The organism is Echinicola strongylocentroti (assembly GCF_003260975.1).
In the GTDB taxonomy this organism is placed as follows: domain Bacteria; phylum Bacteroidota; class Bacteroidia; order Cytophagales; family Cyclobacteriaceae; genus Echinicola; species Echinicola strongylocentroti.
In genome coordinates, this window is the sequence record NZ_CP030041.1 from 2808110 (window position 1) to 2820802 (window position 12693).

The 12693-nt window shown below is 45.6% G+C and carries 8 protein-coding genes; 5 read left to right on the forward strand and 3 right to left on the reverse strand.

Translation table 11 applies throughout. The features are described from left to right. Positions 1-39 precede the first annotated feature (39 nt). On the reverse strand, positions 40-222 hold the full coding sequence (locus DN752_RS10835; protein WP_112783960.1) for a hypothetical protein: 183 nt from the start codon (positions 220-222) through the stop codon (positions 40-42). A gap of 718 nt (positions 223-940) precedes the next feature. Between DN752_RS10835 and DN752_RS10840 the strand changes: the two genes are divergently transcribed. Then, a complete protein-coding gene (locus DN752_RS10840) occupies positions 941-3826 on the forward strand; it encodes an outer membrane beta-barrel protein (RefSeq protein ID WP_112783961.1) in 2886 nt (961 codons plus the stop codon). Between the two features lie 92 nt (positions 3827-3918). Here DN752_RS10840 and DN752_RS10845 read toward each other — a convergent pair whose 3' ends face one another. After that, positions 3919-4977: a carbohydrate-binding family 9-like protein gene (locus tag DN752_RS10845; protein WP_112786506.1), complete on the reverse strand. Its 1059-nt coding sequence runs from the start codon at positions 4975-4977 to the stop codon at positions 3919-3921. A 224-nt stretch (positions 4978-5201) separates the two neighbouring features. Between DN752_RS10845 and DN752_RS10850 the strand changes: the two genes are divergently transcribed. Further along, complete coding sequence (locus tag DN752_RS10850; RefSeq protein WP_394337169.1) at positions 5202-6548, forward strand: deoxyguanosinetriphosphate triphosphohydrolase; 1347 nt, start codon at positions 5202-5204, stop codon at positions 6546-6548. Positions 6549-7203: 655 nt separating this feature from the next. Here the strand turns inward: DN752_RS10850 and DN752_RS10855 are convergent. Next, positions 7204-9039: a family 43 glycosylhydrolase gene (locus tag DN752_RS10855; RefSeq protein ID WP_112783962.1), complete on the reverse strand. Its 1836-nt coding sequence runs from the start codon at positions 9037-9039 to the stop codon at positions 7204-7206. 1098 nt (positions 9040-10137) lie between these two features. On the opposite strand from DN752_RS10855, the gene DN752_RS10860 reads away from it, so the two are divergent. Genes DN752_RS10860 through DN752_RS10870 form a run of 3 tightly spaced genes read left to right on the forward strand, consistent with a single transcriptional unit; the run spans position 10138 to position 12672 of the window. Then, positions 10138-10365, forward strand: a complete 228-nt coding sequence (locus DN752_RS10860) for a FeoA family protein (RefSeq protein WP_112783963.1) — start codon at positions 10138-10140, stop codon at positions 10363-10365. 7 nt (positions 10366-10372) lie between these two features. After that, positions 10373-12505: a ferrous iron transport protein B gene (gene feoB / locus DN752_RS10865; RefSeq protein WP_112783964.1), complete on the forward strand. Its 2133-nt coding sequence runs from the start codon at positions 10373-10375 to the stop codon at positions 12503-12505. 23 nt (positions 12506-12528) lie between these two features. Further along, positions 12529-12672, forward strand: coding sequence for a FeoB-associated Cys-rich membrane protein (locus DN752_RS10870; protein WP_112783965.1), 144 nt, complete (start codon positions 12529-12531; stop codon positions 12670-12672). Positions 12673-12693: the final 21 nt, after the last annotated feature.

A 12693-nucleotide genomic window follows, 5' to 3' on the forward strand; every position in this document is an offset into this window, starting at 1 on the left:
ATGCCGTTTAGTTAAGGATATATCCTCCTTTTCATATACCTAAAAGTCCTTTTTTTGATTGACTTTGGCTGGGGAAACCTGATCATCTTGGTGGATTTTATCCTTTTCCTTTTTTCCATTGATGAAAAAAGAAAGAAAAAAATCTAGGCCTGTGGTATGCCTTTTAAAATGGGACATGGATTTACCCTGTGACGGGGATCCGTCGCCCATTTTAATTTTCATCCGGTGGCTACGGCCTAAAAGAGAGTGGGTCTCGCTGTTCCACGACGCGAGCCAACTCCCTTTCCTAACGGCCTCCACCACCTACTGAAAAACAGGCATACCAAGGGCCGTCAAAAGGAAGCGACACCTTTTGTGGACTCAACAGGGCCCATAATTCTGGCTCAACCTTTTAGTTAAGAAATATGCCACTGCATGGAATAATGGTATTAATTTATCCAAAGAAACTTATTAATTGGATCCGCCTTGCAGGTATTGGGCGTTAAGAAATTAAACCCGAAATATGCATTAGCCAATCTATTGCGACCTGAAATTGCTTTAAAATCAGCCGCTTTGCTTTAGTTTTCGGTGTAACCGTAGCGGTGCTACGCTCACACCTCCAAACCAACTGCTTTTCTTGCACTTTCAGTCCTCACTACGGTTCCTAATGCATAAATCGGGTTAAAAAGCGGGTGGGCAAAAAGGCAGGCTTGTCTATCTCGTTGCTAGACAGGTTTGACGAAATGCTGCCCAAGGAAAAAATATAGGATCCGTATTTTCCAGATACACACTAACTAAACGGCATTGATTCTAGGTAAAACCCCAAGAGCTTGGGATCCAACCTCGATATATACCATTTATGGCCATTATTTGCCTTATGCAATAAATGGCCATTTATTTTTTAATGCCCCTTAAACATCTGCCCATTTCTGCGGTCTAACAAGCGTTAAAAACTAAACGCATGAAGGACACCGTTACCAAAATCATTTTTAGCCTCTTGTTGGCCACGTGGATTTATCCATCATTTGCACAACGACCTACGGAAAGGCCAGCAGGACAAGGTCCCGGAGGCAGAAGGTCGCTCACCATCACAGGGACAGTCATCGACGCCGGTACAGAAGAGCCACTTATCGGTGCGAATATTCTCATAAAGAGCCAAGCAGACTCCCTACTGTCATCAGCGGTGACGGACCAAAAGGGTGCTTTTTCACTCAACAGGCCACGGGTATTTCCATTGGTCTTGGAGATTACGTACATCGGCTATACCAAACTTAGCCAAACCCTTGACCAGCGCGGCCCCATCTCACTGGGGACACTTCGCCTGATGGAGGACCAAAATGAACTCAATGAGGTCCTGGTGGAGGGGCAGATCCCTGTGGGCGAGATGAAAGGAGATACCGCCGTATTCAATGCTGGGGCATTCAAGACCAAAGAAAATGGCTATGCGGAAGATTTGGTAAAGAAAATCCCTGGTGTCGTCATCGAAAATGGCACCATCCAAGCACAAGGGGAAGAGGTGCAGAAAGTGCTGGTGGATGGTAGGGAGTTTTTTGGCAGTGATCCCAATATTGCCCTAAAAAACCTCCCGGCAAACATGATCGATCAAGTAGAAATCCTCGATCAAAAGTCCGACCAAGCAAGGCTGACGGGATTAGACGATGGCAATTATGCCAAAACCATCAATATCATCACCAAAGGGGATATGCGCAATGGATATTTTGGTAGGGTATATGGAGGCTATGGTACCGACGACCGATATACAGGTGGGGGCAATATCAACCTTTTTAAAGGAGACAAACGGATCTCGATCATCGGGCTGTCCAATAATATCAATCAACAAAACTTCTCCTCGGAAGACCTCTTGGGGGTGTCCGGAGGAGTGGGCCGTGGGCGCAGAAGGGGGCCAGGAGGCGGCGAAGATTCAAACTTCATAACGGGCAATAATAACGGCATCGCCAAAACCAACTCCATTGGGCTGAACTACAGTGACCGCTGGGGGGAAAAAATCAATTTTACAGGGAGCTATTTCTTCAATAACTCCAATACAAACCTCAATCAACTTACCAATACCCAAACGGTCGTTTCGGAAGATATTGACCAATATTACCAAGAGCAGCTGCTCCAAAACACCAAAAACCAAAATCATCGGTTTAGGGCCCGAATGGAATACGATATAGATGACAAAAACAGTATTGTCCTTGCTCCCAGCTTTAGCTTTCAAGACAATTTGAGCATAAGCGACCAGGACGGGCTCAACTTGGACAATAACTTGGATTCCCTTAGTGCCGCCAGAACGTTAAATGACCGGGATGTCAATGGATTCAATTTCTCCAACAACTTCACTTACCGCTACAAATTTGACAAACAAGGGCGAACCTTGTCCACCAATATCTTCACCAGCATAAATGACAGGGACCAGCTCACAGAGCTGTTGACGGCCAATACAGATTTTGTAAACAGCGCTATCGATACGACATTACAGGAGACCACGGCACTTTCCGACGGGTTTAATTACCGGGCAAACATCACCTATACCGAGCCCCTGAGCGAAAAATCGATTGTGTCATTGGATTATTCCATTGGCAATAATAAAAGCAGTGCGGACCAAAAAACCTATGTATTGGCACGAGAGCAAAATATCATGGTGCTGGACACTGCGCTCAGCAATGAGTTTGACAACAAGTTCACTACCCAGAAAGTGGGCCTTGGGTACCGCTTTAGTGACAACGGATGGAATGTCAACATGAACCTGGACTATCAGCATGCCAAACTGAACAATGAGGCTGTCTTTCCGGTTATGGCAAATTATTCCCGTAGCTTCAACAACCTGCTTCCCAATGCCAGCATCAGTTTTCGCTCCCGAGAAACGGGCAAAAACCTGCGCTTCCGCTACCGCACCAGCACGGATGAACCCAGTGTAAACCAGCTTCAGAATGTCATCGACAATAGTAATCCCCTACAGCTCAGCATCGGTAATCCTTCTTTGGGCCAGAGCTATAATCATAACCTCTTTGCCAACTTTGGCAAATTCGATATGGAAAACTCCAAGACCCTTTTTGTCTTTGCCACCGGGTCACTTACCAATGATTACATTGGAACACACACTTATGTGACCAGTCAGGACACCTTGATCAATGGGGAAGTACTGCTCCGCAAAGGGGGCCAGATCACTCAGCCCGTCAACCTCCACGGCAGATGGAATGCCCGGGTCTTTCTGAATTATGGAAGCCCTTGGGAAAAACTAAAGTCCAACTTCAACACCAACACCAGTGTCAGCTTTAGCCGAACGCCTGGGATGATCAATAACCAACTAAACAATAACGATAATATTGGCCTGACCCAGAGGCTTTCCCTGACGAGTAATATCAGCAAGAACGTTGATTTTACACTATCCGCATCCGGCACCTACAATATCGTCAACAGCAGTCTGCAAACAGCCAACGAAAACAACTACTACACCCAGAACTCCTCGTTCCAGTTTTATTATTCTCCCAATGATGGGAAACTATTCGTCAATTCAAACTTGACCAATACCTGGTACACGGGACTTTCGGAAGGCTTTGACCAGTCCTTTTGGCTCTGGAATGTCGAAGCTGGCTATCGTTTTCTTAAAGAAAATAAAGGCGAACTAAAACTCAGCATCTTCGATCTTCTGGGTCAAAACAACAGCATAAGCAGGACCGTTTCCGATGTGACAGTATCCGACGTCCACTCCAATGTCCTCACCCGATACGGGTTGATCACGTTTACCTATATAATCGGTAAATTCAAAAAGCCAGAAGAAGGAGACCGACCAGATCGCCCAGGGGGATTCCGTCCACCAAGAGGGGGAGCAAGAAGCTGGTAGATTTATCGGGCCCGAAGTAAAACGAAGTGACAAAATATCACGAGTGAAATACCTCTTAGATGGAAATGAACGCCGAGTATAAAAGGCGTGTATCATTCACTCCAAGTTCTGCTATCCTCGGTGATATACCAGGTTTTGTCACTGCTAAGCGATGGCGCAGATAGCTTAAATCGGGTAGGGCTTACTTCAAACTGAGGATGGTAACGCTCCAATGCTTCCACATCAGGCAGCTCGGAAAGCTGATAGGCAAACTTTCCGTTTTCCTTGAAAAATGCATGTTGTTTATGGTAAAGCGTCCTTAACGCATCTTTTACTCTTTCGTCTTCTTTCAGGCGAAAAGGTACTTCTTCACTACCTACAGGCTGCTCCACAAACTGTAGGTAACCCCAATATTCGGGTAGGTGCATGTTGATGTGGCCTTGGGGAGACCACACCCAATTGTATTCGGGAAAGTGTTTGCCGGTTTTGGGATTGATCTTTTTGGTGTATTGGTTATTGTCGACCTCTAACTGCCACTGGACCCGGGAAAAGTTGATTCGCCATTGTTCTCCGTCAGCTGGTGCCCGATAGGCCGGTCCCCGCTGTGAAAGTGCTTTCCACGGAATCGCCATCTCCACGGTCCAAGAACGGTCTTTATCAGTAGGATCATTGACCGTCCCATCCAGCGAAATCCCCTTTTCCAGGCCATTGATATTCCAGCCATTAATAGGGCTTCCGGCATTTCGATATGGCTTCGTAATCATTAAGTCCCATTCTGTACCGAGAGCATTGATTTCCAGTTCATAGTAATTGTGTGTATCTCCGTCTGGATCCAAAAAAACTTCAATATCATTCTCATGAAAAATGACCGACTCTCTTTCGGTATAGGTGGCCCACAAATCAGGCTCTTCCATCCACACACCAATGTAAAGGTGCTCCTCATCCCAGAGCATTTTTAGTTTTGTGTCATATAATGGCGCTGGCTGAGCATCCCCTTCAATGTCCACAAATAATGATGACCACTTGGCAGCCGTCCAGTCTTCTTCATCCATATTCCCATCCATAACAAGATTACCAGTGGTACGGTAGGTTACATAGTGATTTCTGTCTTTCAGCTGTTGTGCATGAAGGCATACTGGAAACAAAAGCAGGAAATATAGCAGTCTAACCATGAAGATCATCAAATATTTTATTAATTCATCAACTCTTTACAAATATATTTAAATAATTAGGCTCTTCATGGTGAAATGCGCATAATTTGACAAACAACTCCATAAAAGGTACCATGGTAAGTATATTGGATAATTGACAGGATAAAGCAGTATAAAGGGCTAGTCGTATCAGATTTTGTAGGTGGATTTAGCCATTAATTTGGGAGGGATCATTATTTTTGGGCATGATGAAATGGGAACAGCTGTTAAGTGCCGGAAGGGCAGATTTCAAAAAGAAGTCCAAGGCGAGTCAAGAACAATACAGAAGTGAATTTGAGCGGGATTATGACCGGATTATTTTTTCGGCACCTTTTCGAAACCTGCAGGACAAGACCCAAGTATTTCCTTTGCCGGAATTGGATTTTGTGCATACACGGCTTACCCACAGCTTGGAAGTTTCCAGTGTGGGCCGATCATTGGGAAAATCTGCCGGCGAATACCTGCTCGAAAAGTACCCTGAGCTGAACCAGCGAGGAGTAGGATCCAGTGATATCGGAGCCATCGTGGCCGCTGCCGCCCTGACCCATGATATAGGCAATCCACCCTTTGGCCATGCAGGAGAGGATGCGATATCGGATTTCTTTAAATTCCATCCCTCAGGCCAAGTCTGGAAAACCCATTTGCGGAAAGATGAGTGGGAGGACATGATCAACTTTGAGGGCAACGCCCAAGGTTTTCGGATGTTGGTGGACAAGGACAACGGCCTTCAGGTCTGCTATGCTACCTTGGCCGCTTTTACCAAATATCCACGACCAGCGCTAATCGACCAACGTGACCCTGATCGGCGCAGCCAAAAGAAATTTGGGTTCTTTTCCAATCACTTGGGTGTTTACCAACAATTGGCGGACATGCTTGGCCTTAGCTTATCCGGACAAAACTCTTGGCATAGGCATCCTTTGGCTTTTTTGGTCGAGGCAGCAGATGATATTTGCTATAGCATTATTGACCTGGAAGATGGGTGTACCTTAGGATTGGTACAGCTGGAAGAGGCCATTCCACTATTGGCAGAAATCATTGGGGATAAATTCCAAGAAGAAAAACTCAATTCCCTCAAATCCTCCGCCCAAAAGTTGGCCATCTTACGGGCCATGGCGATTGGAAAACTGGTGGAGGAAACGGTAGCCACATTTCGACTATACGAAGAAGCCATGCTGAAAGGAGAGTTTGACCAAGCCCTTACGGATTGCATTCCATCCGCTGATGCACTCGAAAAAATCACCAAGCTCTCCGTCAAAAAAATCTACCGATCCCAACCCGTATTGGAGAAAGAAGCAGCGGGATTTCAGGTTTTGGAAGGTTTATTAGAAGTCTTTTCAACGGCATTATATAACCAGTATTACGACACGCAAAATTTCTCAGGTAAAGACAAAAGTATTCTTCGTTTATTACCGGAAACTTTTAAGATGAACAAAGAAATGCAAATGCCCTATATCCTGCTGAGAAACCTGATCGACTTCATCTCCGGGATGACCGATAAGTACGCCCTATCGCTCTACAGAAAAGTGAAAGGCATTGCGCTTCCCGGCACCTAAAGAGCTCATAATGGAAGCAGAGATGGGCATTGCTGGACCAACCAATATTTCTGGGGGAATAGTTTTGGACATACTTCCTTGAAATTTTTTCCCTATTGATTATAGGTTTTATTTCTCACGGAACGCACAAAACACCCAGAATGAAGCAAGGCTTTTCTGAGATTTCCATGTTTTCTGTGAGCACCTATTTAACCCGGATTATGCGTTAGGAATCGTAGTGAGAGCTGAAATTGCAAGAAAATCAGTTAGTTTGGAGGCATTAGCGTAGCACCGCTACGGTTATGCCGAAAACTAAAGTGAAACGACTGATTTTGAAGCAGTTTCAGGTCGCAACAGATAGGCTAATGCATATTCCGGGTTTAATTTTCCCGTGATTACTGGTATCATTGTGGATAATCATAAACCGGGATAAATTACACAGGAAAAAAAGAAAGCCGGGAAACTGATTGCTCAGCAGCCCGGCTTATTGCGGTTGATTTAATTTTCGTTTTTGATATAGCACAAAACGTGCCGATTTAATGAGATTAAAATGGATGGATAATCCCAAGGTACTTGTGAGGTCTACCCTAAAAGGCGGGTAGACCTTCACAAACACACTTACAATTAACCACAACAACCCAAAACGGGTATTCTTAAAACATCTTTTTGCTCAATATCATTCCGTATACCTTACTTCACTTTTCTTGGAAATGCCATTTTCATCAAAAGCCTCTACTTGGTAATAGTAGCCTTGATCCGTGTTGAGCGCACGAAGTTCGTATGCATTTTGGCCATACATCTGTGCGGCGAGATTAAGCTTGTCCTTATTGATACCCCAGTAGATCACATAACCCATGGCACCATCTACAGCATCCCATTGGAGATCCGCGTTTCTGCGGTCACTTTGGCGCTTCACGGAGAAGTTTGAAGGAGTCTCAGGAAGAGTTTCTTGACCATTGCCAAATACCCTAAGCTCCGAGATAGCCAAATATTTATTGGTACAGTAAACGTGCTCATAGCGTACATACCGCGCTTCCACAGCCTTGTCCAGTTCGACATAGCCATGGGGCATGTCACGTTGGTTTTTGGAGTAATCCGCGACGGTTTCCCAATTGGTGCCGTCCAGGGAAGTTTTGATCACAAACTGTTGCCGAAGGGTGTCAGGACGGCCAAAGATCTCACTGTTAAAATCCTGGAAATTGATCTGGACCGCTTTGACATCCATTGGTTTTTCCAAATCCAGTTCCACATAGATAGAATCATTATTGGCTTCAGAGACCCAATAAGAACGGATCTCTTCGTCATTGATCTGGCCAATGTCAAATTCCCTGATCTGTTCCTGCATATAGCCACCTTCACTCTCATCCACCACATTGATGTCCTTATTGACTTCCGCAGAGTTGGTTTTTACAGGTTTGTTATAAGATAGGAGCATCCAGCCCGTAAAGCGGTGCTTGTGCTCCTCCACATCGGTGTCGGGCAGGTAATGTGGATAATCCCCATAAGCCGTGTTGACAAACATCTGTCCATCCTCTTCAAACCCGGCTGGATACATGCCGATCCTGCGCTCAAATTTATAATTAACGGAGATGGCCATGGTCGCAAAATGCCAATGGTTTCCATTATTATCTTCTACTGTGCTACCATGACCAGAGCCCTTGAGGAAACCGCCGGGCTTATAAGAAATGGGATTATAAGGAGCGTAGGTAAATGGCCCAAGCGGACTGTCGCTGGTATAGACACCATCTGCATACACATTCCACTGTGTGCCGGGAGCGCCATACTCCAAGTAATAGGTCCCATTGTGCTTGACCATCCAAGGGCCTTCGATAAATGGCTTCAGGTCACTTTTATGATCTTGGCCAAAACGCTCCCAACCGTGTTTTTCCGGTTCAAGATTAAACAGGTCCACCTGCTCGCCCATTGGGATGTAATAATTCTCGGCATCCAGTTCTATGCCATGAATGGGCCATTTATTAGACGATTCTTCGTAGAGATATACCTTACCGTCATCATCGACAAACAGGTTGGGATCTTGCACCCCACCGGGGACATTGATCACCGCAAAGTTAGTCTCCCAATCCCCTAGGTCAGGATTTTCTGATTGGATCACCGCTCCACGCCCTGATGGATCCCCCAGCAAAATGATCTTCCCATCTTTCACCGCCGCCGCGGGAGCATTGGAACCATTGAAGTACCAGCTTTGGGGACGGATAAATTCCCAATTGCTCATATCATCCGACACCCAATAACCATGGGAACGCGTGACAAAGAGGTAGTACTTGCCTTTGAAGTTCACAATAGCGGGATCGGCTCCTGATCGATAGGATACATTATTTCTGGCCCTGTAATGGGACATATAGGTGTAGTCAATATCGATCGGATTGCAGTACGTCTTGAAGGTACGCTCGGAAACTGCCGAGGCGGCAGAACTGTTTTCCTCCTCTTGGGTTTCGGGAGAACAAGCTGCCAACACCCCAATTGATAAAATAGAAAGTAATATTCTCTTCATTAGTTAACGTTTGGTTTTTCTCTTTGGGTCTACATTGTGCATCTTTCAACCCGGATTATGCGTTAGGAATCGTAGTAAGAGCTGAAATTGCAAGAAAATCAGTTAGTTTGGAGGCATTAGCGTAGCACCGCTACGGTTATGCCGAAAACTAAAGTGAAACGGCTGATTTTGAATCAGTTTAAGGTCGCAACAGGAAGGCTATTGCATATTCCGGGCTCAAGAAAGCACCGAAATGTAAAATCAAGGTAGGGCAATCACCTGAAAGCAGGAGGGATTTCCTACGTTAATTGATGGAATCTGGGCTTAACTGGAGGGAGTATTTAGTACTAAAATCCCGTTTTAATTACATGAAAAAATTGGTGTATATCGCTATTTTATGAGCTTCCGACCTTGGGAGTCACCATTGAATACTAATGCTGTGGATAATAGTTAAGATTCTCTATGTTTACCCCGGACTTAAGGCGGTTTAGTTAAGGGGAGGTTCCCCTTTTGCGCTACTAAAAACAGGGGCCACTACGTCGACAAGGCACTAAGATATTTGTAAAAAAAATATTTTTCCGACAGCTTTGCTGCGGAAGTTGGCGGCTTGAGTTTATAACGCTTAGCTGTTCGAGGTTTGTAATCTCGAACCGAGATAATGGGGATTTGCAATCTCCCTCTTCCATTTATGGATAGCACAGACACCAATAAGAATATAAATTTTCAGCTACTTACGGACGTTAGCCTGACGGCTATGCATTGATTCCGCTTGTAATTTCCTTCTGATGGCTAAGGCCTGAAAGGCAGTGGGGCGCACTGTTTCCGGCAGAAGCGAACGCCTCCTTCATATAAAGTCTAGCTGCCATTTATCATGTAAAGCTAAGATTTCGGAAAAAACAGAACGTTTTCTATGCATTTTCCGTTAATTTTGCAGCAATTTAGATTCAATCTAATTCAATTAAAAAGAAATACGGATTTGATATCCAGGGATTCAAGTTTTTGTGAGCCATGCTGAAAGTAGGGTTTTAGTGCATTCCGCTTTCAGAGGAATAAACGAATACGATATTCTTGCGACCTATCAATTCGAAGGATACACCTAATGCTATAAAAGCAACAGCTATGAGGACGGCAGATACCATAAAAAAAGGAGAAGTGGCGATTATTGATAAAATATTGCCCAGTGAACTGACCCTAAACCTAATGGAAATGGGTTTTTTGCCTGGTAAACGGATATCCTTGTTGCAGCGGGCGCCATTGAAGGATCCGATGGCCTTTAGGCTGGAAAACACCGTCATTGCCCTTCGCAAAACTGAAGCCCAACTCATCGAAGTGATCCTAGAAAACTAATTGCTGTATGCCAGAAGTACTCACCCCTGAGAAGTTATCGACCTTTACTGTGGCCCTCATCGGAAATCCGAATGTGGGAAAAACTACGATATTTAACCGTCTGACTGGATTACGCCAAAAAGTGGGCAATTACCCAGGTGTGACGGTGGACAAGCGCTTTGCCTCCCTAAAAATAGGCGATCAAAACACTACCATCATTGACCTGCCAGGCACGTACAGCATCTACCCCAACTCAGAAGATGAAGTGATCGTCCACCGTGTGCTCAATGGACTGGACAAGACCTCCAAGCCGGATTTTGTGCTGGCAGTAGTGGACATGTCCAGCATGGAGCGAGGGCTGTTTTTGGTAACCCAGATCATGGATCTTGGGCTGCCCATGGCAGTAGTGCTCAATATGTCCGACACAGCAGAAGAGCAAGGGATCAAAGTCAAGACCCACCAACTATACAAAGCACTTGGCGTACCGGTCATCCAAACCAATGCCCGCAGCAACAAAGGCATCAGCGGCATTACTGACCTGATTGGCGACCAGATGTTTGAACAGCCTGCTTCGTTTTTGGAAAGCGACCGACTTTTGCCTGAGCAACTGTCCACTGCTATCCAAGAGCGTTTTTCACTGGACAATTCTTACCAAGCCTATCAGCTGATCCGCTTTCATGACAAAGAACCTATTCTAAGCCACGAAGAAAGTGAATGGCTCAGACAAGAAATAAAGGGGGCAGATTTTGACATCAAGTCCACCCAACTCCAAGAGACCCAAGACCGCTACGCTGCCATTCAGCAGGTGTTGGAAACGGTGGTAGAAAAGACCGACATGAAGAAAAAGCGGCTAACAGATATGTTGGACAAAGTCTTGCTTCATAAAATTGGTGGATATGCTATTTTCTTGGGGATTCTGTTGGTGATATTCCAAGCGGTATTTGCTTGGTCAGCAATGCCTATGGACCTAATTGATGGCTTTTTTGCCAGCTTGAGTGCGTCCGTGGCGGGATTATTACCGGAAGGGCTGCTCACTGACCTGATCACAGAGGGGATTATCCCAGGGATTGGTGGAGTGGTAATTTTCATTCCTCAGATTGCGTTGTTATTTGCTTTCTTGGGGATTTTGGAAGATACCGGATACATGTCGCGCGTGGTCTTCTTGATGGACAGGCTCATGCGTCCCTTTGGCTTGAATGGCAAGAGTGTGGTGCCGTTGATTTCTGGCATTGCCTGTGCCATCCCCGGCATCATGGCTACCCGTAATATCGGCAATTGGAAAGACCGTCTGATCACGATCATGGTTACCCCTTTGATGAGCTGCTCGGCCAGACTTCCGGTATATGTCATCCTTATTGGTATCGCCGTTCCAGCTGCGAATATTGGGCCGTTTAACCTGCAGGCATTGGTCATGCTGGGCATGTACCTGTTGGGTGTGGTAGCGGTATTGGTGACGGCCTGGGTGCTGAAACTTGTCCTGCATTTCAATGAAAGGAGCTATTTGATGGTAGAGATGCCATTGTTCAGAGTGCCGCGATGGAAAGATGTCCTGATCACCGTATACTCCAAATCGAAAACCTTCGTATTCGAAGCGGGGAAAGTGATTTTGGCCATTTCGATCGTCCTGTGGGTACTGGCGACCTATGGACCGTCAAGCGCAAGGGAAGAGGCTATAGCCGCAGTGGAAGTCCCCGCTGATGGAGCATCCGAAGAAGAAATGCTCGATTATCAGCATACCCTTGAATCAGCAGAGCTGGAATCTTCGTACATAGGAATAGCTGGACGATTTATCGAGCCGGCCATTCGGCCTTTGGGCTATGATTGGAAAATAGGCATTGCGCTGATTACTTCTTTTGCAGCCCGTGAGGTCTTTGTCTCCACGATGGCCACGCTCTACAGCGTCGGCAGTGAGGTGGAGGATGAATTGACCATTCAGGAAAAGCTGAAAAGCGAGGTGAATCCCACTACCGGCGAAGCGGTATTTAACTTGGCGACTGCTATTTCGCTGATGGTATTCTATGCTTTTGCGATGCAATGCATGAGTACCTTGGCGGTAGTATATCGTGAGACCAAAGGGTGGAAGTGGCCACTGATCCAGACCGTCTACATGACGGCCCTGGCCTATGTATCGGCCTTCATCGCCTATCAGCTGTTTTCGTAAATAACCAAAAAACACAGGAACTTATGTGGCAAGAAATTATTGTATGGACGTTGTTTGTGGGGATTATTGGCTGGAAAGTGTACCAATATTTCAAGCCCAAGAAATCCAATGGACTGGACTGTGGCTGTGGCAAATGTGATGTGGCCAAGAAAGGGGATTTGAATTGATTGGAAAATTGGAAGATTGAA